The following is a 25,564-nucleotide window of genomic DNA, read 5'->3' on the forward strand; positions in this document are numbered from 1 at the left end:
CCTCAGTTCGGCATGGCCGCGGCGACGGCCTTGCTCAAGTCCTGCATGACGCCGGTGCCCGCGTCGCCGGGCAGGGTCACCGCGACCGTCACCGGCTTGCCGACCAGGTACCACGTGCTGGTGCCCGCATCCTGCACCGGAAACCACCGCACGTCGTCGACGACCACGAGCTTCGACGTCGGCTTCAGCTCCGCGGGCTTGCCGACACCGCAGCGCAGCACGACCGGGTCTTGCTCGCCCCAAGCGGCCGCCGCCTCCGGTGCGGGATCGGCGAGTTGCCTGCGCGGCAGCGTGGTGCCTGAGGACTTCAGCGCATCCGGCAGCTCGTCCATCAACCGGGCGCACTCCGGCGACCCGGCCTTGGGCGCAGCCACCGCGGCCAGGGGCAGCGGCTCCACCTCACGCGCCGGTGGTTCCTCGCCGCCGAGCGTCAGCCCCAGGACGGCCACCGCGACGACGAGTGCCAGCGACAGCGCCGCGGCGGCGACGAGGACCGGCCGCGGCGGCAACGCGGACTCGGCTGAGGGATTCGACTCCGTCTCCGGTGCTTGGCTCACCGCGGGCTTTCGGTAGGGGACTGGGCTTACAGGTGCACCACGGGGCAGGTCAGTGTCCGCGTGATGCCGTTGACGTTCTGTACCTTAGCGACGACCAGTTGCCCCAGTTCATCCACGTTCTCCGCCTCGGCGCGCACGATGACGTCGTAGGGGCCGGTGACGTCCTCGGAGCTGGTCACACCGGGGATGTTCGCGATCTCGGCGGCCACCGAGGCTGCTTTACCGACTTCGGTCTGAATCAGGATGTATGCGTTGACCACGGCGCGCCCCTTCGTCAGCAGCGTTGCGATTCAGGTCCAATAGGGCCGGCGGCGTCACCCGACGTCGTCCGGCCCAGAAAAACCTACCGCAGTCGGACTACGTCCAGCACTCGGATGTCCGACTGTTTGGCATAGAAGGAGGTTACGGTGCAGCAGCGCAGCCCCGGCGGACGAACGGTCGCCGACATGGGCGAATTCTCGCTGATCGGCGCCGTGGTGGCGGGCCGTCGACAGCCGTCGACGACGCAGCTCGGGCCCGGCGACGACGCCGCGGTGGTGAGCACGCCCGATGGTCGCGTGGTCGCCACGACCGATGTTCTGGTGCAGGGCGTGCACTTCCGGCTGGACTGGTCGACAGCGGAACAGGTCGGCCGGAAGGCGGTAGCGGTCAATTTGGCGGACGTCGCCGCGATGGGGGCACGGCCGACGTCGGTGTTGGTCGGTCTGGCATGCCCCGCGTCCACCCCCGCGCAAGTCGCTCTGGACCTGGCGCGCGGGATGGGCGAGGAGGCCGAACGGGCGGGCGCGGGCTTGGTCGGCGGTGACGTCGTGGCGGCGGATGAGATCGTCATCAGCATCACGGCGCTGGGCGACCTGGAAGGCCGGGAACCGGTGACGCGCTCGGGTGCCCGGCCGGGAGACGTGCTCGCCGTGGCCGGAAGGCTCGGCTGGGCGGCCGCAGGCCTGGCCGTGCTGGGCAGGGGATTCCGGTCACCGGTCGGCGTGGTCAACGCGCAGCGCTGGCCCGAGCCGCCGTACGAGGACGGTCCGCGCGCCGCCGTCGCCGGGGCAACCGCGATGATCGACGTGTCGGACGGCCTGCTCGGCGATCTCGAACACATCGCCAAGGCTTCCGAGGTGTCGATCGACGTGAGGGCGGGCAGGCTGGTGGTCGACCAGCGGCTGACCGAGGTCGGGGCGGCGCTGGGCGCCGAGCCGCTGGACTGGGTGCTCACCGGCGGTGAGGACCACGCACTGGCGGCGACGTTCCCGCCGGATGTGACGTTGCCCGCCGGGTGGCGGGCGATCGGGACCGTGCTGGAGGCAGGCGAACAGCCCGAGGTCACCGTGGACGGCGACACCTACGAAGTGACCGACACCGGATGGCAGCACTGGCGGCGTTGACCAGCTCGCGGAACAAATTCGCTTTCCCGCGCCGGTTACGCTCGCAGTGTGCAGATCGTTCCCTTGGCTTACGACCATCCGGACGCGCAGAAGCTGATCGCCGAGGTGCAGCAGGAGTACGTCAACCGCTACGGCGACGAGGACGCCACCCCGGTCGATCCCGCGGATTTCGCGCCGCCGCGGGGCTACTTCGCGGTCGGGTACGTCGACGGTGATCCGGTGGCGTCGGGCGGATGGCGGGCACACGACGGCCCGCAGCCGCAGTTCCAGCCCGGCGACGCGGAGATGAAGCGGTTGTACGTCTCGGCAGCGATGCGGGGCAAAGGGCTGGCCCGCGCGATGGTGGTCGCACTCGAGCGCAGCGCCAAGGCGGCCGGGCGGCGGCGCATGGTGCTGGAGACCGGCGACAGGCAGCCGGAGGCCATCGCGTTGTACACGTCGATGGGGTACGAGCCGATCCCGAAGTTCGGCGTCTATCGCCACGAACCCGGGTCGCGCTGCTTCGGCAAGGTGCTCTGACGGCCGGCCCCGAGCGGCTTGCTCCATCCCGGGGACGGTGCGGCCGGGCGGTGGGACCTGGCTAGGCTTTCGAGCCATGCCACCACGACCGCTGTCCGAAATCGTCGAAGCCGGGTGGGCCAAGGCGCTGGCCCCGGTGGAGGACCGCATCGCCGCGATGGGGGACTTCCTCCGCGCGGAGATCGCCGCCGGGCGTACCTATCTGCCTGCCGGCCCCAACGTCCTGCGTGCTTTCCAACAGCCGTTCGACGACGTGCGGGTGCTCATCGTCGGGCAGGACCCGTATCCGACGCCCGGGCATCCGATCGGCCTGTGTTTCGCCGTCGCCCCGGACGTGCGGCCGCTGCCCAAGAGCTTGGTCAACATCTTCACCGAGTACTGCGACGACCTCGGTCACCCGATGCCGTCCAACGGCGACCTGACGCCGTGGGCCGAGCGCGGTGTGCTGCTGCTGAACAGGGCGCTGACGGTCCGCCCCGGTGCGCCGAACTCGCACAAGGGCAAGGGCTGGGAGGAGATCACCGAGCAGGCCATCCGCGCGCTGGCCGCGCGCCCGAAGCCGCTGGTGGCCATCCTGTGGGGCAGCAACGCACGCCAGCTCAAGCCGTTGATCGGGGCCGAGCGGTGCATCGAGTCGGTGCACCCGAGCCCGCTGTCGGCGCGCAACGGGTTCTTCGGCTCCCGGCCGTTCTCCAGGGCCAACGAGATGTTGATCGCCCAGGGCGCGGAGCCGATCGACTGGAAGCTGCCCTGAGGGCTGCCGGGCCCGGACACAACAACGTCGCCGCACTGATCACAGTGCGGCGACGTTGACGTCGTAGATCTTTTTCTGGCCTGGCGGCCCGAACTACCGGGTGACCTTGCCCGCCTTCAGGCAGGACGTGCATACGTTGAGGCGCTTCCGCTGGGAGATGCCTACGCGCGCGTGCACGGTCTGGATGTTCGGGTTCCACCGGCGGCTGTGACGTCGGTGAGAGTGCGAGACCGACTTGCCGAAGCCCGGCCCCTTGCCACAGACGTCGCACACGGCAGCCACGTCGAACACTCCTTCGTCTACGGGGATGATCCGCACAGGTCGCGGACAGCTCAAATAGGGTAGCGGGTAGCGAGAACGTCACGTGAACCGGGGGCCGGGAGGAGCGCGGAGTGTCGACGGGCGAGCAACGAGCGGTCACCACCGCCGTCGTGGCTGCCTGGGCGGACGCCGGTTTCCGGGCCTTGCAGCGGCTGTGCGCGGAGCTGGACGCGATGAACGTCTTCCCGGTGGCCGACTCGGACACCGGCTCGAACATGCTGCACACGTTCACCGCTGCCCGGGACGCCGTGCCGGACGAGGCGGCGGGAGTGGGCGAGGCGCTGACGGCGATGGCGCGCGGAGCGGTCGGTGCGGCGCGGGGCAACTCCGGGGTCATCCTGTCCCAGTTCCTGCGCGGGCTGGCCGAAGCCTGCTCCGAACACGCCGAGCTGGACGGCCGGCTGCTGGCGAAGGCGTTCGATCACGCGGATCGCACGGCCACCGCCGCGGTCGTCCGGCCGGTCGAGGGCACCATGCTCAGTGTGCTGCGCGCCGCAGCCCGAGCCGCCACTCGAACCGAGTCCGACTCGGCTGCGCAGGTCGCAGGCTCGGCCGCCGACGCCGCCGCGGAGGCGTTGACGCGCACCCCGGAGCAGCTCGCGGTCCTCGCGGAGGCGGGGGTGGTGGACGCCGGCGGCCGTGGGCTGCTGGCGGTCCTGGACGAGCTGGTCGCGGTACTGCGTGGCACCCCGAGCCCGCCGCGCGGCACCTTCCGGACCGCCCCGAGCGGCAGGCCGTCCACCACGCCCGTCCAGGAGGAGCAGCCGTGGGAGGTCATGTACCTGCTGGACGCCACGGAAGACGCACTCGCGACGCTGAAAGAGGACCTCAGCGCGATCGGCGAGAGCGTGACGATCGCCGACGACGGTGCCGGCACGCTCGCGGTGCACGTCCACTGCGCCGACATCGGAGCCGCGCTCGAAGCCGGGCTTCGGGCAGGCAGGCCGCACCAGGTGCGAGTCGAACCGCTGACGCGGCCGATGAGCGTTCGCGGGCGCTCCGGCAGCGCCGTGCTCGCCGTCGTGGCGGGCGCCGAGCTCGCCGAGATCTGCCGGCACGAGGGCGTCACGGTCCTCGGCGTCCGGGAGGGCCGGCCGGTCGACGCGAGCGCGATCGAACGCGCCATCGCCGATCTGGCCGCCGAGCACGTCACGGTGTTGCCCGGCACCAAGGAGCTGACCGAGCTCGCCGAGCAGGCCGCGGAGCGAGTCCGCGGGGGCGGTGCCGAGGTCGTGGTGATCCCGTGCGCCTCGCCGGTCCAGGTGCTGTCCGCGATCGCGGTGTACGACGCCGGCCGCCGCACCGGGGACAACGTGGTGGCCATGGCCGAAGCGGCCGCGGCCACCCGGCGCGGTGAGCTGAAGCGTGCCGAGCAGGACGCGATCACCTGGGTCGGCCGGGTGTCCGCCGGGGACATCGTGGGTTTCGCCGACGACGAGGTGGTGCTGATCGCGCCCGCGGACCGCCCGCTCACCGACGCGGCGACCGAGCTGCTGGATCTGCTGCTCGCCTCGGGCGGTGAACTGGTCACCGTACTGCTGGGAGCGTCGGCCCCTGCCGGTATGACGGAAGCCGTGACCGACCACATGGCGCGCGCCCACCCGGAAGTGGAGCTGACCATCTATTCCGGCGGCCACACCGAGTCCGTGCTGAGCCTGGGAGTGGAGTAGTGACCAGCCCGGATACGTCGTTGCGCACCCCGCTGACGTCACTGGTCGGCGCCAAGTCGGCCAAGCTGCTGGCCAAGGCGCTCGACCTGCACACCGCGGGAGACCTGCTGCGGCACTACCCGCGCCGGTACGCCCAGCGCGGTGAACTGACCGACATCGCGGGCGTGGAGATCGGCGAACACGTCACGGTGATGGCGCGAGTGCTCAGCGCCGGCCAGCGGCGCATGCGCAACCGGCGGGGCAGCATCCTCGAAGTCACCATCACCGACGGCACCCGGCGGCTGCAGCTGGCCTTCTTCAACCAGACCCACTACCACCAGCGCAGGCTGCGCCCGGGCGCCGTCGGCCTGTTCGCCGGCAAGGTCGGCGCGTTCCGCAGGCAACTGCAGCTGGCCCACCCGGAGTACCAGCTGGTGGAGGACACCGACGACGACGCGGTTCAGGAGTTCGTCAACGAGATCATCCCGGTCTACCCGGCCGCGGAGGGCCTGCCGTCGTGGGTGATCGCCCGCTGCGCCCACCAGGTGCTGGACCTGGTGGACATCGGCGACGACCCGCTGCCCGAGGACCTGCGCCAGAAGTTCGCCCTGCCGTCGCTGGCCGAGGCACTGCGCAGCATCCATCGGCCGGAGCACATGGATGACGTCTACCGCGCTCGTGATCGCCTCAAGTGGGACGAGGCGATGGCGGTACAGCTGGTGCTGGCCGAGCGTCGGGCCTCGGCGGGCACGCGGCCCGCGCCACCGTGTCCACCCGTGCGCGGCAAGCTGGCGGATGCGTTCGACGCGCGGCTGCCGTTCGAGCTGACCCAAGGGCAGCGCGAGGTCGGCGAAGCGATCTCGGCCGATCTGTCCGCCGAACACCCGATGAACCGGCTGCTGCAGGGCGAGGTCGGCAGCGGTAAGACCATCGTGGCGTTGCGCGCGATGACGCAGGTCATCGACGCGGGGAAGCAGGCGGCGCTGCTGGCTCCGACCGAGGTGCTGGCCGCCCAGCACGCCCGGTCGTTGCGGGAGATGCTGGGTGATCTGGGCATCGCGGGCGAGCTGGGCGCGGCCGAGCATGCCACCCGTGTCGTGCTGCTCACCGGCTCCATGTCGGCCAAGCAGCGCAAGCAGGCGCTGCTGGACACGGCCAGCGGCGCCGCGGGCATCGTGGTCGGGACGCACGCCCTGATCCAGGAGTCGGTGTCGTTCGCCGACCTGGGTCTGGTCGTGGTGGACGAGCAGCACCGGTTCGGTGTCGAGCAGCGCGACGCGTTACGCAGCCGGGGCAGTGGCGAGACGTCCCCGCACGTGCTGGTGATGACCGCGACGCCGATCCCGCGCACCGTGGCCATGACCGTCTACGGCGATCTGGAAGTCTCGTCGCTGCGCGAGCTGCCCGCCGGGCGGTCGCCGATCTCCACCACCGTGGTCCCTGCCGTCGAGAAGCCCGCGTGGCTGAGGCGTACCTGGGAGCGGCTGGTCGAGGAAGTCGGCAAAGGCCACCAGTGCTACGTCGTGTGTGCCCGGATCGGTGACGACGGCGAGGACGAGCAGCCGAGCGAGGACGACCAGAAGCGGCCGGTGTCGGTCCTGGAACTGGCCGAGGAGTTGCGCAACGGCCCGCTGAGCTCGGTCCGTGTCGGCGTGCTGCACGGACGCCTGCCGTCGGAGGAGAAGGACGCGGTGATGCGGGCCTTCGCCGCGGGCGAGATCGACGTGTTGGTGTCCACCACCGTGATCGAGGTCGGCGTGAACGTGCCGAACGCCACCGCGATGGTGATCATGGACGCCGACCGGTTCGGCATCTCGCAGCTGCATCAGTTGCGGGGCCGGGTCGGCCGAGGTGACGTGCCCGGGCTGTGCCTGCTGGTGACCGAGGCGCTCGAGGGGACCGTCGCGCGGGAACGGCTGGACGTCGTGGCGTCCACGCTGGACGGGTTCGAGCTGTCCCGGCACGATCTGGAGCTTCGCCACGAAGGCGACGTACTCGGCGCTGCCCAATCGGGCAAACGATCCGGGCTGCGGCTGCTGTCGCTGCTCCGTGACGAAGACCTCATCGCGCGCGCCAGGCAGGAAGCGCAGCGGATCGTCGCTGATGACCCCACGCTGACGCAGCATCCTGGGCTCGCTCAGCTGGTGACCGAATTGGTCGACCCTGAGCGTGCCGAGTATCTCGAGAAGGTGTGAACCGGCGTTCACGCATTACGGTTACAGGCGAGCTGCAAGCCGTCGCGCTCACATCGTGCGACCCGACCGCCGCGACTCGGCGACGAAGGATGATGCATGTTCGACAAGGTGCTGGTGGCCAACCGGGGCGAGATCGCGATCAGGGCGTTCCGTGCCGCCTATGAGCTGGGCGCGCACACCGTTGCGGTGTTCCCCTACGAGGACCGCAACTCGCTGCACCGGCTGAAGGCGGACCAGGCGCTGGAGATCGGCGAACGCGGCCATCCGGTGCGCGCGTATCTCTCGGTCGACGAGATCGTGCGGGCTGCCAGGGAAACCGGCGCGGACGCGATCTACCCGGGCTACGGATTCTTGTCGGAGAACCCGGAACTGGCGCGGGCCTGCGAGCGCAGCGGAATCACCTTCGTCGGCCCGTCCGCGGACATTTTGGAGCTGACCGGGAACAAGGCGCGGGCGGTGGCCGCCGCGCGGGAGGCGGGCATCCCGGTGCTGGCTTCGTCGGAGCCGTCGTCGGACGTCGACGAGCTGGTGCGCCGGGCCGAGGAGATCGGGTTTCCGCTGTTCGTCAAGGCGGTCGCGGGCGGCGGTGGCCGCGGTATGCGCCGGGTCGACGACCCGCGCAGGCTGCGGGAAGCCATCGAGGCCGCCGCGCGGGAGGCGGAGTCGGCGTTCGGTGACCCGACGGTCTTTCTGGAGAAGGCCGTGGTCGAGCCGCGGCACATCGAGGTGCAGATCCTCGCCGACGGTGCGGGCAACGTCATCCACCTCTACGAGCGCGACTGCTCGGTGCAGCGACGGCACCAGAAGGTCATCGAGCTGGCGCCTGCCCCGAACCTCGACCCCGAGGTGCGGGAGCGGATCTGTCGCGACGCCGTGGCGTTCGCCAGGCAGATCGGCTACCGCAACGCGGGCACCGTGGAGTTCCTGCTGGACCGGGACGGCCAGCACGTCTTCATCGAGATGAACCCGCGGATCCAGGTCGAGCACACCGTCACCGAAGAAGTCACCGACGTCGACCTGGTGCAGTCCCAGCTGCGTATCGCCGCCGGGGAGACGCTGGACGACCTCGGGCTGAGCCAGGAGCAGATCTACCTGCGCGGGGCGGCGCTGCAGTGCCGGATCACCACCGAGGACCCGGCCAACGAATTCCGTCCCGACGTGGGTGTCATCAGTGCTTACCGGTCGCCCGGCGGCTCGGGTATCAGGCTCGACGGCGGCACGACGCACGCGGGTACGGAGATCAGCGCGCACTTCGACTCGATGCTGGTCAAGCTCACCTGCCGGGGCCGTGACTTCGAAACCGCGGTCGGCAGGGCGCGGCGGGCGGTCGCCGAGTTCCGCATCCGCGGCGTGGCCACGAACATCCCGTTCCTGCAGGCCGTGCTGGACGATGCGGACTTCCGTGCGGGCCGGGTGACCACGGCCTTCATCGAGGAGCGTCCGCACCTGCTGACCGCCCGCGGCTCCGCGGACCGGGGCACCCGCCTGCTGACGTATCTGGCGGACGTGACGGTCAACAAGCCGCACGGCCCGCGGCCGAACCTGATGAACCCGGCCGCCAAGCTGCCCGACGTCGCGGGCGAGGCGCCAGCAGGGTCGAAGCAGAAGCTGGACGAGCTCGGTCCGGAGGGCTTCGCCCGCTGGCTGCGGGAGTCGGACCGGCTGGCGGTCACCGACACCACGTTCCGCGACGCACACCAGTCGCTGCTGGCCACCCGCGTCCGCACCAAGGACCTGCTGGCCGCCGCGCCGGTCGTGGCCAGGGCCTGCCCGGAGCTGTTGTCGCTGGAGTGCTGGGGCGGCGCGACCTACGACGTCGCGCTGCGCTTCCTGGCCGAGGACCCGTGGCAGCGGCTGGCCCAGCTGCGCGAAGCGGTGCCCAACATCTGCCTGCAGATGCTGCTGCGCGGCCGCAACACCGTCGGCTACACCCCGTACCCGGTCGAGGTGACCAAGGCGTTCGTCGAGGAAGCGGCCGCGACGGGGATCGACATCTTCCGTATCTTCGACGCGCTCAACGACGTCGAGCAGATGCGACCGGCGATCGACGCGGTGCGGGAGAACACCAACGCGGTCGCCGAGGTCGCGCTCTGCTACACCGCGGACCTGTCCGACCCGGCCGAGAAGCTGTACACGCTGGATTACTACCTGCGGCTCGCCGAGCAGATCGTGAACGCGGGTGCGCACGTGCTGGCGATCAAGGACATGGCCGGCCTGCTGCGGGCTCCGGCCGCGCATCGGCTGGTGTCGGCGTTGCGGTCGGAGTTCGACCTGCCGGTCCACGTGCACACCCACGACACCGCGGGCGGTCAGCTCGCCACGTACCTGGCGGCCATCCAGGCCGGGGCCGACGCGGTCGACGGTGCGGTCGCGTCGATGTCCGGGACGACGTCGCAGCCCTCGTTGTCGGCCATCGTGGCGGCCACCGACCACTCGGAGCGGCCGACCGGGCTCGACCTGCAGGCGCTGACCGACCTGGAGCCGTACTGGGAGGCCGTGCGCAAGGTCTACGCACCGTTCGAAGCCGGTCTGGCCTCGCCGACCGGCCGGGTCTACCACCACGAGATCCCCGGCGGGCAGCTGTCCAACCTGCGCACGCAGGCGATCGCGCTCGGGCTGGGGGAGAAGTTCGAGCAGATCGAGTCGATGTACGCCGCGGCCGACCGCATCCTCGGCAGGCTGGTCAAGGTCACACCGTCCTCGAAAGTCGTCGGCGACCTGGCGTTGCACCTGGTCGGAGCGGGGGTCGACCCCGCCAAGTTCGAGGCCGACCCGGCGTCGTTCGACATCCCGGACTCGGTGATCGGCTTCCTGCGCGGCGAGCTGGGCGACCCGCCGGGTGGCTGGCCGGAGCCGTTCCGCAGCAAGGCGTTGGAAGGCCGCGGTGAACCACGCCGCATGGTCGAGCTGACCGCCGAGGACCGGCACGGACTGCAGCACGACCGCCGGGCCACCCTCAACCGGCTGCTGTTCCCCGGACCGACCAAGGAGTACGAGTCCCACCGCGAACAGTTCGGCGACACCAGCTTGCTGAACAGCCTGGACTTCTTCTACGGGCTGCGCGCGGGCGAGGAGTACTCGGTCGACCTCGAACCGGGCGTGCGGCTGCTGATCGAACTGGAGGCCATCGGTGAGGCCGACGACCGCGGCATGCGGGCGGTGATGGCCACGCTGAACGGGCAGCTGCGGGTGATCTCGGTGAAGGACACCTCGGTGGCGGTGGACGTGCCGGTCGCCGAGAAGGCCGACCGCAACGATCCGAACCACGTGGCGGCCCCGTTCGCCGGCGTGGTCACGCTGGCGGTCGCCGAAGGGGACGAGGTCGAGCAGGGCGACACGGTGGCCACCATCGAGGCGATGAAGATGGAAGCGGCCATCACCGCACCCAAGTCGGGCACCGTCGACCGACTGGCGATCAACGCCGTGCAACAGGTCGAAGGCGGGGATTTGCTGGTCGTGCTGAGGTAGCCAGGTGAACAGTGCCGAGCTGCAGCGCGCCGAGCACCCGTTCGGCTCGTGGTTGTTGGGCCGCGGGGACGACGCGCGCAGCCTGCGGCTACGGGTGCGGCTGCTGCTGATCGGGCCCGTGTTCGTGGCCAACCTGATCGGGTTGGCGGTGTCGATCCTGTTGGTCACCGTGGTCATCCCCGGCCCGCAGGTGTTCACCGACGAGCTGGCGCCGCTGAACTTCATCGCGGTGCCGATCTACGTCGGTCTGGCCTGGCTGGGCATCACCGTGACCGGGGTGGTGACCGGGCAGCGGGTGCTGCGCTGGGTGTTGCAGAGCGACGAAGGGCGCGAGCTCGACGAGCGGCAGCGGCGTGCCACGCTGCGGCTCCCGCTCGATCTGACGGCCATCCAGGCGCTCGGCTGGGCGGGCGGCCTGCTCGTGTTCACCGTCCTCTACGGCCTGGTGGACACCGAGCTCATCCCGAAGCTGGCCTTCAGCATCCTGTTGTCCGGCACGGTGACGTGTGCCAACTCGTACCTGATCAGCGAGTTCGCGCTGCGTCCCATCGCCGCGCGGGCGCTCGCCGGTGGCCCGCCGGAGCGGCGCACGTTCATCGGCGCGACCCTGCGCTCGGTGCTGTTCTGGGGAATCGGGTCGGCCGCGCCGGTCGTGGGCATGATGCTGGTGGCTGTCTCCGCGCTCTACGAACCCGAGGTGTCCCGGCATCAGCTGATCATCACGGTGCTGGCGCTCGGCGCCGTCGTGCTGTCCGCGGGCGCGTTCCTCACGCTGATGACCGCCCGTGCCACCATGGCGCCGATCATGACCGTCCGGGCCGCCCAGGCGCGCGTCGAACGCGGTGATCTGGACGCCGAGGTCGTGGTGTTCGACGGCACCGAGCTGGGCAGGCTGCAGGCCGGGTTCAACGACATGGTGGCGGGCCTGCGGGAACGGGAACGGGTCAAGGACCTGTTCGGCAGGCACGTCGGCGAGGACGTCGCGCAGGTGGCGCTGACCTCGCCGCTGGAGCTGGGCGGCGAGCTGCACGAGGTGGCCGTGCTGTTCGTCGACGTCGTCGGCTCCACCAGGATCGCGTCGACCCGGCCGCCGACCGAGGTGGTCGATGTGCTCAACCGGTTCTTCGCGGTGGTGGTCGAGGAGATCAATGCGCACGGCGGGCTGGTGAACAAGTTCCTCGGCGATGCGGCGCTGGCGATCTTCGGAGCGCCCACGTCGTTGCCGGACGCCAACGGCCAGGCGTTGCGGGCGGCTCGTCGGATGATCGTGCGGCTGCGCAGCGAAGTGCCCGAGGTCTCCGCGGGGATCGGGGTTTCCGCAGGTCAGGCCGTCGCCGGGTATGTCGGGACGGAAAGCAGGCTGGAGTACACGGTGATCGGTGACCCGGTCAACGAAGCCGCCCGCTTGACCGAGCTGGCCAAGTCCGTGCCCGGCCGGGTGGCGGTGTCCCATCGCGTGCTCGACGGGGCCTCGGGCGACGAGAAGTCGTTCTGGCGCTCCTACCGCCGGGTCACGCTGCGCGGGCGGACGGAGCGCACGAAGGTCGCCGTGTTGTCGCGGCGCTGGTCCGGCGGCAAGGGTTGACGCATCGTCGCCGTGTTGGTCCGGCGGCGGGGCACTGCCCTTGCCGTGGCTGTCCTGGTCCGCCGGCCGGGCACCGCCCTTGCCGTGTTGCCTCGGCGCTGGTCGGGCGGCGGGCACTGCCTTTGCTGTCCTGGTCCGGTGGCAGGCGCCACCCTCGCTGTCCTGCTCCGGCGCTGGTCCGGCGGCAAGGTCTCCCTCGCCGTGCTTTCCCGGCGCTAGTCCGGCAGCCAGGACGGATCAGACGCGACCACGACGAGCTGCTGGGTGGCTCGAGTCAGCGCAACGTAGAGCACACGTCGTCCGGTGACCGACTCGTCGATCAGCTCGCGCGGCTCGAGCAGCACGACCGCGTCGTACTCCAGGCCCTTGGCGTCCAGGCTGCCCACCACCCGCAGCCGGTCGTCGGACATCGCGGCCAGCCACTTCTCCACGGTGCCGACCCGGTCCATCGCGCTGATCACGCCGACCGTGCCGTCGACCGCCGCCAACAGTTCCTTGGCGGCTCGGCGCACCTCGTCGGCCATCGACTCCGCGTCGACCTCGCGCACGTCCGGCTCGATCCCGGTGTGCCGGACCGCCTCCGGCAGCTGGTCCGGATCGGCGTGCTCGGCCACCACCCGGGAGGCCAGCGCGAAGATCTCCGCCGAGTTCCGGTAGTTCGTGCGTAGCGCAAACCGCCTGCGGGTGGCCTTGCCGAACGCGTCGGCAGCGGCCAGGTCCGCCTCCTCGGGCTTCGGCCACGAGCTCTGCACCGGGTCACCGACCACGGTCCAGCTGGCGTAGCGGCCGCGTCTGCCGATCATCCGCCACTGCATCGGCGAGAGGTCCTGCGCCTCGTCGACCACGATGTGCGAGTACTCGTCGTAGTGCTCCGGACGGTGCCGCCCGCCGGGAGCGGGTTCCGGCTCGGGCGCCGACCGCCGCCGCTTCGGCTTGCCGACCAGCACACGCAGCTCGTCCAGCAGCGCGACGTCGGCCACCGACCAGCCCGCCGATTCGTCCGCCCACGACCGGCTGAGCAGCGAGATCTCCTCCTTGGTCAGGACGTTGCGCGCCGCCCTGGCCAGCCGTTGCTCGTCGGACAGCCAGCGCAGGATCTCCGTCGGCCGCAGTTCGGGCCACCACACCACGAGGAAGCGATGGAAGTCGATGCGCTCGCCCAGCTCCATGATCAACTCGTGGCGAGCGGCCGGGGTCAGCTCGGTCCCGTCGTCGCGGGCATTCTTCTCCGCGACGTCCGCCAGGGCTTCCAGCAGCATCTCCGCCGCGCGAACCCGCGACCGGTTCGGTTGACCGCCGCGCGCGTGCACGCGCTTGCGGACCTTTTCCAGCTGGTCGGTCTCCAACCGCAGCACGTCGCCCTTGTACGTGATCCGCATCTGGGTCGGTACGTCCGGTGGGGTGTCCCGGATCGCCCGCAGCAGGACCTTGCGCATGCGCAGCGAGCCCTTGATCGCCGCGACCGGCGCGGGGTCGAACCGTTCGGCCTTCACCCCGTCCAGCACCGTGCCCAGCGAGCGCAGCTCGACATCCGTTTCGCCCATCGACGGCAGCACGCGCGAGATGTAGTTGGTGAACACCTCCGACGGGCCGATGACCAGCACGCCGGCGCCGCCGAGCCGCTTGCGGTGCCGGTAGAGCAAGTACGCGGCGCGGTGCAGCGCGACCGCCGTCTTGCCGGTGCCAGGCCCGCCGGTGATCTCCGTGACGCCTTGCCACGGCGCGCGGATGACCTCGTCCTGCTCCTTCTGGATGGTCGCGACGATGTCCCGCATGTGTTCGCCGCGAGCCCTGCCCAGCGCGGCCATCAGCGCGCCTTCGCCGACCACGGCCATGCCTTCCGGCAACGCCTCGGGCATCAGCACGTCGTCGTCCACGTTTAGCACTTGCTGGCCGGAGCAGCGGATGACCCGGCGGCGCATGACGTCCATCGGCTGTTCGGCCGTGGCCTGGTAGAACGGCGCGGCCGCGGGCGCCCGCCAGTCGGTGACCAGATTGTTGAAGTCGGCGTCCCGGATCCCCAGCCTGCCGACGTAGACCACGTCACCGTTGCTTGCGTGATCCAGCCGACCGAAGACCAGTCCCTCGTACTCGGCGTCGAGCCGCTGCAGCGTCTGGCTGGCGTGGTAGACCATCATGTCGCGCTCGAAGAGCATCGAGGCCTGTTCGAAGACGGCTTCCCGCTGCGCGCCATGCCCCATCTGGTAGCCCTTGGCCAGCATCTGTTCCGCCTGCGCGCGCAGCTGCTCCAGCCGCTGGTAGACGCGGTCGACGTGGGCCTGCTCGAGCGCGATTTCTGCCTTCCGGATCCGGGATTGGGACACCGCGCTCCTTAAGAGATGCCAGGACGGTGCAATGTGTCGACGGGGAAAGACGAGAATACGCCGTGTCCGGACGGTGTCGAGAGAGTGGCTGGCGAAACACCTGCCGGACCTGCCTCCTGCGCCGCCTCGGCCCTACGGGACACTCACCGACCATGACGCGGATCGTTTCCGGGGTTGCGGGTGGCCGACGCCTCCGCGTGCCCGCGCACGGCACGCGTCCCACTTCGGAGCGAATCCGTGAGGCGCTGTTCAACGCGCTGGACGCGGCCAACGAGCTGGCCGGAGCGCGTGTTCTCGACCTGTACGCAGGCACCGGCGCCCTCGGGTTGGAAGCGTTGTCGTGGGGCGCGGCGGATGCGCTGTTCGTGGAGTCGGACCGCCGGGCCGTCGAGGTGCTGCGTGCCAACGTGCGCGCCGTCAACCTCGGCGGAACCGTTCGCCACGGCGAGGTCGAGCACGTGCTGGCCGGCGCCACGAGCGAGCCGTTCGACGTGGTGGTGGCCGATCCGCCGTACGGGATGTCCAACCCGGATCTGCACGACGTGCTGAACCTGCTGGTCGTCGGCGGCTGGCTGGCCGAGCACGCCCTGGTCATCGTGGAGCGAGCGGGCCGCGACGGTGCGGTCGAGTGGCCGGAGGCCTTCCGCGAGATCCGGGTCAAGCGCTACGGCGACACGGTGTTGCACTGGGCCGAGCTGTCCGTCCGGCCGTGACGTGGATCGCGGCGACACCGGCGGCCCATGGGTAGGCTTCCCGCCATGCGACGCGCGGTGTGCCCCGGTTCCTACGACCCGGTGACCAACGGACATCTGGACGTCATCGAGCGAGCTTCCACGCTGTTCGACGAGGTCGTGGTCGCGGTGCTGATCAACCGCAACAAGACCGGCATGTTCTCGATCGACGAGCGGATGGCGATGCTGTCCGAGGTGACCTCGCACCTGTCCAACGTGCGGGTCGACTCGTGGCACGGGCTGCTGGTGGACTACTGCACCGCCAACGACATCCAGGTCATCGCCAAGGGGCTGCGGGCGGTCAGCGACTTCGACTACGAGCTGCAGATGGCGCAGATGAACCGCAGGCTGTCCGGTGTGGACACGGTGTTCATGTCGACCAGCCCGGACTACAGCTTCCTGTCCAGCTCGCTGATCAAGGAAGTCGCCACGCACGGCGGGGACGTGAGTGGTTTGCTGCCCGAGCACGTGCAGCGGCGGCTGATGGAGCGCGTCGCGGAGAACACGTCCTCCTGACTCGTGACACGCCCAGTGACGGGCCACCTGCACGGATTTCGCGTGCGCAGCGGGCAAACTTGACCAGTGACAGCCGCTGAGTCGCTGGCCAAGGGAGTTGCTGTGTACCGGGTGTTCGAGGCCCTCGACGAGCTCGTGACGATCGTGGAGGAGGCCCGCGGGGTACCGATGACGTCCAGTTGCGTGGTGCCGCGCGGCGAGACTCTCGAGCTGCTGGACGACATTCGCGAGGCCTACCAGCCCGAGCTGGACGACGCGCAGGACGTGCTGGACAAGCGCGACGAGATCCTCAACTCGGCCCGCACCGAGGCGGAGGAGACGCTGAGCTCGGCCCGCGAGGAGGCGGAACGCCTGGTCGCGGAAGCCAAAGCGGAGGCGGAGCGGCTGGTGTCGGAGGCGCAGCAGCAGGCGAACGAGATCCTGGCCGAGGCGGACGCGGAAGCGGACCGCGCGGTGGCCGCCGGGCAGGCGGAGTACGACAGTCTGACGGCTCGTGCCCGCGACGAGCACGACCGGATGCTGCAAGCAGGCCGGGAGGCCTACGAGCGTTCGGTGCAGCAGGGCCTGGACGAGCAGGCGCGCCTGGTGTCGGAGACCGAAGTGGTGCAGGCCGCGCACGCCGAGGCTGCCCGGTTGGTGGACGAGGCGCACGAGGAGGCCGACCGCCAGCGCGCCGAGTGCGACGCCTACGTCGACGGCAAGCTGGCCGAGTTCGCCGAGCTGCTGGATCAGACGCTGCGGTCGGTCGACCAGGGGCGCTCGCAGCTGCGCGGGGGACCGATCGGGTCGATGTCGGCAGGCGTGACGCACAACGGTTACAACGGCTACCGCTGACCGGGCTCCGCTCCGCCGGTGGGTGGTGAATCACCCACCGGTGACCGGACACGATTGCCTGGTGGGCGTACGCTTGGGCGCAATGTCAGAAGAACGCAGTATCGCCAGGCACCCGGTTCCGGACGCCCGGAACCCGTGGGTCATCGACACCCAGGATCTGGGCCGCAGGCCCGGTGCCAGCCGTGAGGTCGTACGCACCATCCGCGCCGAGACCGCAGTGGGATTCCCGGATGTGATCGAGATCCCGGTGGGCGCGTCCTACCGGCTGCGGTTGTTGCTGGAGTCGGTGGTGGAAGGGGTGCTGGTCAGCGGATCGGTGACCGCGCCGACCACCGCGCAGTGCTCCCGCTGCCTCGACGCGATCGACGACGAGGTGTCGGTCGAGGTGACCGAACTGTTCGCCTACCCGGACTCGACCACCGAGGCCACCACGGAGGAGGACGAGGTCAGCCACCTGGTCGACGACCTGGTGGACATGGAACCGCTGGTGCGGGACGCGATCGTGCTCGCGCTGCCGCAGGTCCCGCTGTGCCGTCCGGATTGCCCGGGTCTGTGTCCGGATTGCGGACTCAAGTGGGTCGATCTCGAGCCGGATCACGGCCATGAGAAGATAGATCCCCGGTGGGCGGCCCTTGTCGAACGGTTTTCCGCGTCAGACAGCAACGGGTCCGCGCCAGAAGACAGCAAGTGAAGTGGGGCGCGATCAGCGCGCAGTCCCGGGGTGTGTTGCCCAGGGGGCCCAGAGTGAGACTTGAGGAGAAGTAACCGTGGCCGTCCCGAAGCGGAAGATGTCGCGCTCGAACACGCGGTCCCGCCGCTCGCAGTGGAAGGCGGCGCCGGTGCACCTCGTGCCGTGCCCGAACCGCGCGTGCAAGGAGCTCAAGCCGCGTAACGTTGCCTGCCCCAACTGCGGGCAGTACGCAGGTCGACAGGTCGTCGAGCCGGCCTGATCGGGGTAGGTCATGGCGGGGAATGGAGTGCGCGGCCCGAAGGCCGACCCCGCTGAGCTGCTGGCCGCTCTGGGCGTCGAGATCAAGCCCGACCTGCTCACGCTGGCGTTGACGCACCGCTCGTACGCCTACGAGAACGGTGGCCTGCCGCCGAACGAGCGGCTGGAGTTCCTCGGCGACGCCGTGCTGGGGCTGGTGGTGACCGACCACCTGTACAACCAGCACCCCGACCTGCCGGAAGGGCAGCTCGCCAAGCTCCGCGCCAGCGTGGTGAACATGCAGGCGCTGGCCGGCGTCGCGCGCGGGCTGGGCGAAGGCGGCCTCGGCGCGCATCTGCTGCTCGGCAAGGGGGAGGAGCTGACCGGCGGCCGGGACAAGGCGAGCATTCTCGCCGACGGGCTCGAAGCGATCATCGGCGCGGTGTATCTGGAGCACGGCATCGAGGTCGCTCGTGCGCTGGTGCACCGGCTGTTCGACGATCTGCTGGCGGAGGCGCCGCTGCGAGGTGCCGGCCTGGACTGGAAGACCAGCCTGCAGGAGCTGACCGCGTCCGCGTCGCTCGGCGTGCCGGAGTACCGGGTGGTGGACACCGGTCCGGACCACCAGAAGGAGTTCTCCGCGACGGTGCTGATCGGCGGTGAGCCGCGTGGCGAGGGCCGCGGCACCACGAAGAAGGAGGCCGAGCAGAATGCCGCGGAGATGGCCTGGCGGTCGCTGACGGCCGAGCAGGAGGCCGCGGAGGGCGAGCAGGCCGACAACGATCAGGAGCAGGCCACGCAAGGCGGCTCCAGCGGGCAGTAGCCGTCCGGCATGCCCGAGCTTCCCGAAGTCGAGACCGTCCGTCGCGGGCTGGCCGAGTACGTCGGTGGCCGCACGATTCGCAGCGTCGACGTGCTGCACGAGCGTGCGGTACGGCGGCATGTTCTCGGGGCGGTCGACTTCGCCGGGCGCTTGGCCGGGCAGCGTATCGAAGCCGTGCGACGGCGCGGCAAGTACTTGTGGCTGGAGCTGGCCTCCGGCGAAGCCGTCGTCGGCCACCTGGGCATGAGCGGGCAGATGCTCGTGCAGTCGCCGGGTGTGCCGGACGAGAAGCACCTGCGCGTTCGGTTGCACCTGGACGAACACCCCGGTGCGCCGAGCGAGTTGCGGTTCGTCGATCAGCGGACGTTCGGTGGGTTCCTGCTGGACGAGCTGGTCGAGGTCGACGGGGCCATGGTGCCGTCGAGCATCGCCCACATCGCGCGCGATCCGATGGACCCGGCGTTCGACCTGACCCGCGTAGCCCGGGCCATGCGCGCGAAGCGCACCGAGGTCAAGCGCGCGCTGTTGGATCAGACGCTGGTGAGCGGGATCGGCAACATCTACGCCGACGAGGCGCTGTGGCGGGCGCGGATCCACGGTTCGCGGCCGACCGGACGGCTGACGCAGAAGCAGGCCGAACTCATACTCGCCGAGGCCACCGCGGTGCTGGCCGACGCGCTGCAAGCCGGCGGGACGTCGTTCGACGCGCTGTACGTGAACGTCAACGGCGAATCCGGATTTTATGCATTGAATGTCTATGGGCGGGAAGGTCGCCCGTGCAAGCGCTGTGGCACCTTGATCGTACGCGAACGTTTCATGAACCGCTCGAGCCATTCTTGCCCGATCTGCCAGCGTAAACGTTAGTGGACGCCTGACCGATGCCCGAAACAAGCAACAGCTACGTCTCTGTCTACGACTTGCTTCGACATGCTGTGCCCGACATCGAGCCGGATTGGCCGGCGCGGATGTCGGCACTATTAAAAGCTGAACACGGCCACGGAGCCGGCGTGCGGACGCCGCGAGGTGCGGACGATGCCTGAGCTGCCTGAGGTCGAGGTTGTGCGCCGTGGGCTCGACGATCACGTCCGTGGCCGGACGATCGCCTCGGCGGTCATCCGGCATCCGCGGGCCGTGCGTCGGCACATCGCCGGCCCTGAGGATCTCGCAGCGCGGGTATTCGGTGCGACGATCACGGGGACTGCGCGGCGCGGCAAGTATCTCTGGCTGATCCTGGATGGTCGGGACGCGCTGCTCATGCATCTGGGCATGAGTGGGCAGATGCTCATCACATCGCCCGAAGCAGCGGTCGCCCCGCACGAGCGGGCCCGGTTCACCCTCACCGATGGCGGCCACGATCTGCGGTTCGATGATCAGCGCACGTTCGGTCATCTGATGTACGACGAGGGCGGAGCCGTGTTGCCGTCGCCGATCGCCCATATCGCGCGGGATCCGTTCGACGCGCAGTTCGATCAAGCGGCGGCGGTCGCGCGAATTAAGACCAGACGGGCCGGGATCAAACGCGCGCTGCTGGACCAGACGCTGGTGTCTGGCATCGGGAACATCTACGCCGACGAAGCGCTCTGGGCCGCCAAGGTGCACGGCGAGACTGCGGCGTCCTCGCTGACCAAGCCGAGGATCTCGGCGGTGATCGATGCTGCGCGAGAGGTCATGGCCGCTGCGCTCGCCCAGGGCGGAACCTCGTTCGATCGGCTCTATGTGGACGTGGCGGGCAGCAGCGGATACTTCTCCCGCAGCCTGAGCGTGTATGGGCTTGCGGGGCATCCCTGCACGCGCTGTGGCACCCCGGTCGTGCGGGAGCAGTTCATGAACCGCTCGAGCCATTTCTGCCCGGTCTGCCAGCGAAAACGCTAACGGAGATGTCGTCGGCACGCAGACCTCGTTCGCGTGGTGTTACGTCGATCCGCAGTACATCAATGTATGGTGAGCACCAGCATCGCGGATGCTGGAGATCGTGATCACCGTCCACACGATCCCCGGCATCCAGTCCGCCGCGACGGCCAGGCACCTCGACCGCACCGACGTGGACTACGAGGTTGAACCGCACGAGGCCCTTCGCATGGCCTGGGCCGCCTGTCATCGAGTCGTCCGCGGCTGGAGCGGCTACTGCGCCGACCGCCCCGAGGATGCCGTCGCCGATCTCCGGTCCGCCGCCTGACAGGCCACGACCCCGACTGCTGATGCAGCCGGGGTCATCACTTCACTGGGGCGATCTCGCCGGGCTACTCGCCTTCGGCGATGGCCTTCATCGCCTTCCACCCGTGGGTGACTCCGCCGCCGGCGCGTAGTGCCGAGGCGACCATGACCGCCTCGGCGACGTCGGCCTTGGACGCGCCGACCTTGACGGCGCGCTTCGCGTGGTCCTCAATGCAGAACGGGCACTGAGTGGTGACCGCGACGCCCACGGCGATCAGTTCCCGGGTGGCCAGGTCGAGGTTGCCGGCATTCCTGTTGAACACGGCCTTGTCGAATCCGAAGAATGCCGAGACCATCTCCGGCGCGGCCTCCTTGATGTCGGCCATGAACTTCGCTTCTTCGTTGTGGTTGTGCATATGCTGTTTCTGCCTCGGTGGTGTTCGGTGTGAGTAGCGCTCGGGTGCTCGGCGTGGGCGTGATCCCAGGTGATGGTTACGCGGCAGAGGCCTCCTGGTCGACGGGATCGGAGGCGATCTTTCCGCTGAGTGTTAGGGCGGCGACGCCCGCGAGGACCGCGAGGCCGAGCGCGACGCCGATCTGCTGGGCGGAGTTGAGCAGCGCCGAGGCGATGCCCGCCTTGTCGGCGTCGACTCCGTACACGGCGGCCTGTGTCAGGGCCATGACCCCGAGTCCGAAGCCAAGCGCGATGACGAGCATCGCCGGGGCCATCCCAGTCCAGTAACCCGTCGCCACGGTGATCCGCGAGAACCACAGGGCCCCGACCGCCGCGAGGAGTCCGCCGAGGGCGGCGACCCAGCGCGGCGCGATCTTCAGCAGGAGCTTCGGCGCTACGCCCGCGCCGAGGACGATCCCGACGGCGAAGGGCAGCCAGGACAGGCCGGTGGCCAGCGGGCTGAACTGCCGGACCTCTTGGAGGTAAAGGGTGATGATGTAGAAGGTGCCCATCGGACCGATCGCGAGACCCAGCATCGTGAGGTAGGCCCCTGCTCGACCGCGGTCCTTGAACAGAGACAGCGGCACCAGCGGCGTGGAGTTCGAGCGCTGGACGAGGACGAAGACGACGAGCAGCACGGCGGCGAGCGCGACGAGCATCCACGCGACCGGGTCCGCGAAGCCGTCCTCGCCGAAGCAGGTGATCGCGTAGACCAGCGAGACCATGCCCGCGGTGCCAAGCACGGAGCCGAGCATGCCGAGGCGTCCCGCGTGGCGGTCGGCCGCGACCAGGGTGCGGGTGCCCCAGAGAACGAGGAGGCCGATGGGCACGTTGATGAAGAACACCCAGCGCCAGTCGAGCAGGTCGGTCAGCACGCCGCCGAGCAGCAGGCCGACGACGATGCCGAGGCCCGACATCGCGCCGTAGAGCGAGAGCGCCTTGTCACGCATGGACCGCTCGGAGAACGTCGTGGCGATCAGCGCCAGTGCGTTCGGCGCTGCCATCGCCGCGCCGATGCCCTGCACCGCCCGGGCGACGATCAACATCTCCACGTTCACGCCGAGCCCGCCGATGAGCGAGGCGACGACGAAGACCGCGATGCCGACCTGGAGCGTGCGCCTGCGGCCCCACAGATCGCCGATCCGCCCGCCGAGGAGCAGCAGCGCGCCGAAGGCGAGGATGTAGGCGTTGACGACCCAGGGGAGGTGCACGGGGTCGACGTCGAGCTCTTGCTGGATGCTCGGCAGGGCGATGTTCACGATCGAGTCGTCGAGCACGAGCATCAGCTGAGCCGTCGCGATCACAAGCAGGGGTATGAGGCGGCCGCGGGTCTGGGTATTCGTCGGTGTCATCAAGTCCTCTTCCTCCGCGCGACAATCGGCCACACGGAACGCGCATGGGCATGCCCGCTGCGCCGAGGAAGCGGGCGGGCAAGCATCTAACGAGATACCCCAGTGGGGTATTGATGACCATACCCGTAGGGGGTATCTAGGCGCGAACAGGGACGCGTCGGTAGAACGTCTGGCCCGAGGCGGGCGGCGTCCCCGGCGATCTCTATCCGTTGGCGGATGAGCGTCGCCTCGGGCCGGCCGCACAAGGCACTGGTGATCCTGTCTTCGAGGACTGTCCAGTTCGGGCAGGCGTCGAAGTGCTGCAGCGTCATCTCCGTGTGCGTTCTTCTCTCGATGTCTGTCGCTCACAGCGGCAGACGCCGTCGATGCCGCCGGGGGGCGTCTAGGGCGACCACGGTGACGCTCCGTTTCCAGACTCCAGGTCGCGGTGCCCGAGGCGGCGCGAGGGCTTCTACGGCAGTCAGCGGTCTCGTGGCTCAGGACCGCACGAGCCGGTTGATGGCGTCGGTTGCTTCCTGGATCTTGGCGATGGCCGCGTCGTCGCCGAGCTTGGCGGCGTCGAGGACGCAGTGCTTGAGGTGGTCGTCCAGCAGGCCGGTGGCGACGGTCTGCAGGGCCCGGGTGAGCGCCGAGACCTGGGTGAGGATGTCGATGCAGTACTTCTCGTCGTCGATCATCTTGGCGATGCCGCGGGCCTGGCCCTCGATGCGCTTCATGCGCGTCAGGTAGCGGTCCTTGTCGCTGATGTAGCCATGCTGATGAGCCACGGCCTCGACCTCGGTGCCGGTGCTGTCGGTGGCGGTGTCGATGGTCATGTGCGTGTCCTTCATTTCTGGTGCTTCAGGACGGAGCGGGTGCTGGCTTGGGGGGTGAGGTCGATGCGCCTCAAGAGCTGGGCGTTGAGGGCGACGACGACGGTGGACAGCGACATCAGGATCGCGCCGACCGACATGGGCAGGACGAAGCCGACCGGGGCGAGGACGCCGGCGGCGAGCGGCACGGAGATGAGGTTGTAGCCGGCTGCCCACCACAGGTTCTGCTTCATCTTCCGGTAGGCGGCCTTCGACAGCTGGATGACCGAGAGCACCGACCTCGGGTCGGAGCTGGCGAGGATGACGCCTGCGGAAGCGATGGCGACGTCGGTGCCGGCTCCGATGGCGATGCCGACGTCGGCTTGGGCGAGCGCCGGGGCGTCGTTGACGCCGTCGCCGACCATGGCGACCTTCTTGCCCTCGTGCTGCAGCTGGGCGACCTTCGCGGACTTGTCCTCGGGGCGGACGCCGGCGAAGACGCGGTCGATGCCGAGCTCTTTGCCGACCTCGTTCGCGACGGCCTCGGCGTCGCCGGTGATCATGACGACCTCGACGCCCAGGCGGTGGAGCGCGTCGACGGCGTCGCGCGACTCCGGGCGGACCTCGTCGGCGAGCTTCAACCCGCCGACAACCTGGCCGTCCCGCAGGACGTGGAGGATGATCGCGCCCTCGGAGCGCCACTCGTCCGCCGTGCCGACCTCGCTCTGCCCAGTCTCCTCGAGCAGTCGCGGCCCGCCGACCCGGATCTCCTGTCCGGAGACGTTCGCGGTGACGCCGACTGCGGGGGAGGAGGAGAATCCGTTGGCCGGCTCCAGGGCGAAGCCCCGGTCCTTGGCGGCAGCGACGATGGCCTTGGCGAGCGGGTGCTCGCTGTCGGCCTCGGCCGAGGCGGCCAGGGCGAGGACGGCGGCGGCGTCCAGGCCGCCGGCGGTCTCGACGCCGGTGACGGTGGGCTCGCCCTTGGTCAGGGTGCCGGTCTTGTCGAAGAGCACGGCGTCGACCTGGCGCATGGACTCCAGGGCGAGGCGGTCCTTGACCAGAACCCCGCCGCGCGCGGCACGCTCGGTGGCGATGGAGACGACCAGCGGGATGGCGAGCCCGAGGGCGTGCGGGCAGGCGATGACGAGCACTGTGATGGTGCGCACGACCGCGTCGTCGGGGCTGCCGGCGAGGGTCCAGACGGCGGCGGTGACCAGGGCCGCGCCGAGAGCGAACCAGAACAGCAATGCAGCGGCGCGGTCGGCGATCCGCTGAGCGCGGGAGGATGAGCTTTGCGCCTCGGCGACGAGCCGGTTGATGCCCGCCAGCGCGGTGTCGTCTCCGGTGGCGGTGATCTCCACGCGCAGGCCGGAGTCGGTGGCCACGGTGCCGGCGGTGACCGGGTCGCCCTCGCCGCGGGCGACGGGCCGGGACTCGCCGGTGATCATCGACTCGTCCATGTCCGCCCGGCCGTCGACGACGACGCCGTCGGCCGGGACACTGCCTCCGGGGCGGACGATGACGACGTCGCCGACGCGGAGCTGGGCGGGGTCGACCTTGACGACGTCGTCGCCCTCGACGCGCTCGGCCTCGTCGGGCAGGAGCGCGGCGAGGGAGTCGAGCGCGGAGGTGGTCTGGGCCAGGGAGCGCATCTCGATCCAGTGGCCCAGCAGCATGATGACGATCAGCAGCGCCAGCTCCCACCAGAACTCGAGCTCGTGGTGGACGAGCCTGATGGTCGCGGCCCAGGAGGCGAGGAACGCGACGGTGATCCCGAGCGCGATCAGCAGCATCATCCCCGGCTGGCGGGTCTTCAGCTCGCTCCAGGCACCGGTGAGGAACGGCCTGCCGCCCCAGGCGTACATGACGGTGCCGAGCACCGCGGCGACCCAGCCCGCCCAGCCGGGTACCGAGTAGCCCAGCAGCATGGCGAACATGGGCGAGAGCGCGACCACGGGGACCGCGATGATGAGGTTGATCCAGAACAGCTGGCGGAACTGGCCCACGTGGTCCCCATGGCCTGCATAACCGCCGTGGCTGCCGTGCTGGTCGTGCGCTCCGTGGTCGCCGTGCTCGGTTTGATCCATGCCGTGGCCCTCGTGCGCCGCGTGCTCCCCGTTGTCAGGCGCGGTCGTCGCGACGGCGTCGTGCTCGCTGTGCATGGTCTCGCCGGCGACGTCGCCGTGGTGATGGTGGTGGGCGGTCGGGTCCGTCATTGCTCTTC

General features: G+C 69.8%; 24 protein-coding genes. 16 read left to right on the forward strand and 8 right to left on the reverse strand.

What is annotated here, in order from left to right:
- Nucleotides 1-2 precede the first annotated feature (2 nt).
- The gene (locus tag YWM_RS0107595; protein WP_052344659.1) at nucleotides 3-557 is read right to left on the reverse strand and encodes a DUF3515 domain-containing protein; all 555 of its coding nucleotides are present in this window, start codon (nucleotides 555-557) and stop codon (nucleotides 3-5) included.
- A 26-nt stretch (nucleotides 558-583) separates the two neighbouring features.
- The gene (locus YWM_RS0107600; RefSeq protein WP_028850221.1) at nucleotides 584-817 is read right to left on the reverse strand and encodes an Lrp/AsnC family transcriptional regulator; all 234 of its coding nucleotides are present in this window, start codon (nucleotides 815-817) and stop codon (nucleotides 584-586) included.
- A 147-nt stretch (nucleotides 818-964) separates the two neighbouring features.
- Between YWM_RS0107600 and YWM_RS0107605 the strand changes: the two genes are divergently transcribed.
- The 3 genes from YWM_RS0107605 to YWM_RS0107615 all read left to right on the forward strand — a co-directional run bounded on the left by YWM_RS0107605 (nucleotide 965) and on the right by YWM_RS0107615 (nucleotide 3,215).
- Entirely contained in the window at nucleotides 965-1,942 is a 978-nt protein-coding gene (locus YWM_RS0107605) for a thiamine-phosphate kinase (RefSeq protein WP_028850222.1), read from the forward strand.
- Nucleotides 1,943-1,990: 48 nt separating this feature from the next.
- Complete coding sequence (locus tag YWM_RS0107610) at nucleotides 1,991-2,461, forward strand: GNAT family N-acetyltransferase (protein WP_028850223.1); 471 nt, start codon at nucleotides 1,991-1,993, stop codon at nucleotides 2,459-2,461.
- Nucleotides 2,462-2,537: 76 nt separating this feature from the next.
- Nucleotides 2,538-3,215: a uracil-DNA glycosylase gene (locus tag YWM_RS0107615; protein WP_028850224.1), complete on the forward strand. Its 678-nt coding sequence runs from the start codon at nucleotides 2,538-2,540 to the stop codon at nucleotides 3,213-3,215.
- Between the two features lie 93 nt (nucleotides 3,216-3,308).
- On the opposite strand, the gene rpmB is transcribed toward YWM_RS0107615, so the two are convergent.
- Nucleotides 3,309-3,497, reverse strand: coding sequence for a 50S ribosomal protein L28 (gene rpmB / locus YWM_RS25605; RefSeq protein ID WP_084609236.1), 189 nt, complete (start codon nucleotides 3,495-3,497; stop codon nucleotides 3,309-3,311).
- Nucleotides 3,498-3,607: 110 nt separating this feature from the next.
- On the opposite strand from rpmB, the gene YWM_RS0107625 reads away from it, so the two are divergent.
- The 4 genes from YWM_RS0107625 (at nucleotide 3,608) to YWM_RS0107640 (ending at nucleotide 12,433) form a co-directional block, all read left to right on the forward strand.
- Complete coding sequence (locus YWM_RS0107625; protein WP_043660079.1) at nucleotides 3,608-5,206, forward strand: DAK2 domain-containing protein; 1,599 nt, start codon at nucleotides 3,608-3,610, stop codon at nucleotides 5,204-5,206.
- Nucleotides 5,206-7,380: an ATP-dependent DNA helicase RecG gene (gene recG / locus YWM_RS0107630; RefSeq protein ID WP_245565958.1), complete on the forward strand. Its 2,175-nt coding sequence runs from the start codon at nucleotides 5,206-5,208 to the stop codon at nucleotides 7,378-7,380. The genes YWM_RS0107625 and recG overlap by 1 nt, the downstream gene beginning before the upstream one ends.
- A gap of 96 nt (nucleotides 7,381-7,476) precedes the next feature.
- Nucleotides 7,477-10,848, forward strand: a complete 3,372-nt coding sequence (locus YWM_RS0107635; RefSeq protein WP_028850227.1) for a pyruvate carboxylase — start codon at nucleotides 7,477-7,479, stop codon at nucleotides 10,846-10,848.
- A 4-nt stretch (nucleotides 10,849-10,852) separates the two neighbouring features.
- A complete protein-coding gene (locus YWM_RS0107640; RefSeq protein WP_211232449.1) occupies nucleotides 10,853-12,433 on the forward strand; it encodes an adenylate/guanylate cyclase domain-containing protein in 1,581 nt (526 codons plus the stop codon).
- A 215-nt stretch (nucleotides 12,434-12,648) separates the two neighbouring features.
- Here YWM_RS0107640 and YWM_RS0107645 read toward each other — a convergent pair whose 3' ends face one another.
- Nucleotides 12,649-14,757: a HelD family protein gene (locus YWM_RS0107645; RefSeq protein WP_028850229.1), complete on the reverse strand. Its 2,109-nt coding sequence runs from the start codon at nucleotides 14,755-14,757 to the stop codon at nucleotides 12,649-12,651.
- Nucleotides 14,758-14,909: 152 nt separating this feature from the next.
- Here YWM_RS0107645 and rsmD point away from each other — a divergent pair, with 152 nt between their 5' ends.
- From rsmD to YWM_RS0107690, 9 genes are all read left to right on the forward strand, one after another.
- Nucleotides 14,910-15,470, forward strand: a complete 561-nt coding sequence (gene rsmD / locus YWM_RS0107650) for a 16S rRNA (guanine(966)-N(2))-methyltransferase RsmD (RefSeq protein WP_028850230.1) — start codon at nucleotides 14,910-14,912, stop codon at nucleotides 15,468-15,470.
- A 45-nt stretch (nucleotides 15,471-15,515) separates the two neighbouring features.
- The gene (coaD, locus tag YWM_RS0107655; RefSeq protein WP_028850231.1) at nucleotides 15,516-16,004 is read left to right on the forward strand and encodes a pantetheine-phosphate adenylyltransferase; all 489 of its coding nucleotides are present in this window, start codon (nucleotides 15,516-15,518) and stop codon (nucleotides 16,002-16,004) included.
- 102 nt (nucleotides 16,005-16,106) lie between these two features.
- Nucleotides 16,107-16,838, forward strand: coding sequence for a DivIVA domain-containing protein (locus tag YWM_RS0107660; RefSeq protein ID WP_028850232.1), 732 nt, complete (start codon nucleotides 16,107-16,109; stop codon nucleotides 16,836-16,838).
- 82 nt (nucleotides 16,839-16,920) lie between these two features.
- Nucleotides 16,921-17,529, forward strand: a complete 609-nt coding sequence (locus tag YWM_RS0107665) for a YceD family protein (protein ID WP_028850233.1) — start codon at nucleotides 16,921-16,923, stop codon at nucleotides 17,527-17,529.
- A gap of 76 nt (nucleotides 17,530-17,605) precedes the next feature.
- Nucleotides 17,606-17,788, forward strand: a complete 183-nt coding sequence (rpmF, locus tag YWM_RS0107670; RefSeq protein WP_028850234.1) for a 50S ribosomal protein L32 — start codon at nucleotides 17,606-17,608, stop codon at nucleotides 17,786-17,788.
- A 12-nt stretch (nucleotides 17,789-17,800) separates the two neighbouring features.
- Nucleotides 17,801-18,589 (forward strand): ribonuclease III, encoded by a 789-nt coding sequence (gene rnc, locus YWM_RS22605; protein WP_052344660.1) that lies wholly within the window; start codon nucleotides 17,801-17,803, stop codon nucleotides 18,587-18,589.
- Nucleotides 18,590-18,598: 9 nt separating this feature from the next.
- Nucleotides 18,599-19,453, forward strand: a complete 855-nt coding sequence (gene mutM / locus YWM_RS0107680; protein WP_028850235.1) for a bifunctional DNA-formamidopyrimidine glycosylase/DNA-(apurinic or apyrimidinic site) lyase — start codon at nucleotides 18,599-18,601, stop codon at nucleotides 19,451-19,453.
- 168 nt (nucleotides 19,454-19,621) lie between these two features.
- Nucleotides 19,622-20,461 carry a bifunctional DNA-formamidopyrimidine glycosylase/DNA-(apurinic or apyrimidinic site) lyase gene (mutM, locus tag YWM_RS0107685; RefSeq protein WP_028850236.1) on the forward strand — a complete coding sequence of 280 codons (840 nt, stop codon included), beginning with the start codon at nucleotides 19,622-19,624 and terminating at the stop codon, nucleotides 20,459-20,461.
- Nucleotides 20,462-20,549: 88 nt separating this feature from the next.
- Nucleotides 20,550-20,765, forward strand: a complete 216-nt coding sequence (locus tag YWM_RS0107690) for a hypothetical protein (RefSeq protein WP_028850237.1) — start codon at nucleotides 20,550-20,552, stop codon at nucleotides 20,763-20,765.
- A 64-nt stretch (nucleotides 20,766-20,829) separates the two neighbouring features.
- On the opposite strand, the gene YWM_RS22610 is transcribed toward YWM_RS0107690, so the two are convergent.
- The 4 genes from YWM_RS22610 to YWM_RS0107710 all read right to left on the reverse strand — a co-directional run bounded on the left by YWM_RS22610 (nucleotide 20,830) and on the right by YWM_RS0107710 (nucleotide 25,556).
- Nucleotides 20,830-21,159: a carboxymuconolactone decarboxylase family protein gene (locus tag YWM_RS22610; protein ID WP_052344661.1), complete on the reverse strand. Its 330-nt coding sequence runs from the start codon at nucleotides 21,157-21,159 to the stop codon at nucleotides 20,830-20,832.
- A 76-nt stretch (nucleotides 21,160-21,235) separates the two neighbouring features.
- Nucleotides 21,236-22,549, reverse strand: coding sequence for an MFS transporter (locus YWM_RS22615; RefSeq protein ID WP_084612242.1), 1,314 nt, complete (start codon nucleotides 22,547-22,549; stop codon nucleotides 21,236-21,238).
- Nucleotides 22,550-23,025: 476 nt separating this feature from the next.
- Nucleotides 23,026-23,364 (reverse strand): metal-sensitive transcriptional regulator, encoded by a 339-nt coding sequence (locus YWM_RS0107705; protein WP_028850238.1) that lies wholly within the window; start codon nucleotides 23,362-23,364, stop codon nucleotides 23,026-23,028.
- Between the two features lie 11 nt (nucleotides 23,365-23,375).
- Complete coding sequence (locus YWM_RS0107710) at nucleotides 23,376-25,556, reverse strand: heavy metal translocating P-type ATPase (RefSeq protein ID WP_028850239.1); 2,181 nt, start codon at nucleotides 25,554-25,556, stop codon at nucleotides 23,376-23,378.
- Nucleotides 25,557-25,564: the final 8 nt, after the last annotated feature.

Origin of the sequence: Thermocrispum municipale DSM 44069, from assembly GCF_000427825.1 — a bacterium.
In the GTDB taxonomy this organism is placed as follows: Bacteria; Actinomycetota; Actinomycetes; order Mycobacteriales; family Pseudonocardiaceae; genus Thermocrispum; species Thermocrispum municipale.

What these genes read in the sequence shown, in the direction of transcription:
- YWM_RS0107615 (WP_028850224.1), top strand. Translation starts at nt 2,538, where the DNA reads ATGCCACCACGACCGCTGTCCGAAATCGTCGAAGCCGGGTGGGCCAAG.
- YWM_RS0107635 (WP_028850227.1), top strand. Translation starts at nt 7,477, where the DNA reads ATGTTCGACAAGGTGCTGGTGGCCAACCGGGGCGAGATCGCGATCAGG.
- rsmD (WP_028850230.1), top strand. Translation starts at nt 14,910, where the DNA reads ATGACGCGGATCGTTTCCGGGGTTGCGGGTGGCCGACGCCTCCGCGTG.
- coaD (WP_028850231.1), top strand. Translation starts at nt 15,516, where the DNA reads ATGCGACGCGCGGTGTGCCCCGGTTCCTACGACCCGGTGACCAACGGA.
- YWM_RS0107665 (WP_028850233.1), top strand. Translation starts at nt 16,921, where the DNA reads ATGTCAGAAGAACGCAGTATCGCCAGGCACCCGGTTCCGGACGCCCGG.
- rnc (WP_052344660.1), top strand. Translation starts at nt 17,801, where the DNA reads ATGGCGGGGAATGGAGTGCGCGGCCCGAAGGCCGACCCCGCTGAGCTG.
- mutM (WP_028850235.1), top strand. Translation starts at nt 18,599, where the DNA reads ATGCCCGAGCTTCCCGAAGTCGAGACCGTCCGTCGCGGGCTGGCCGAG.
- mutM (WP_028850236.1), top strand. Translation starts at nt 19,622, where the DNA reads ATGCCTGAGCTGCCTGAGGTCGAGGTTGTGCGCCGTGGGCTCGACGAT.
- YWM_RS0107690 (WP_028850237.1), top strand. Translation starts at nt 20,550, where the DNA reads ATGCTGGAGATCGTGATCACCGTCCACACGATCCCCGGCATCCAGTCC.
- YWM_RS22610 (WP_052344661.1), bottom strand. Translation starts at nt 21,159, where the DNA reads ATGCACAACCACAACGAAGAAGCGAAGTTCATGGCCGACATCAAGGAG.
- YWM_RS22615 (WP_084612242.1), bottom strand. Translation starts at nt 22,549, where the DNA reads ATGACACCGACGAATACCCAGACCCGCGGCCGCCTCATACCCCTGCTT.
- YWM_RS0107705 (WP_028850238.1), bottom strand. Translation starts at nt 23,364, where the DNA reads ATGACCATCGACACCGCCACCGACAGCACCGGCACCGAGGTCGAGGCC.
- YWM_RS0107710 (WP_028850239.1), bottom strand. Translation starts at nt 25,556, where the DNA reads ATGACGGACCCGACCGCCCACCACCATCACCACGGCGACGTCGCCGGC.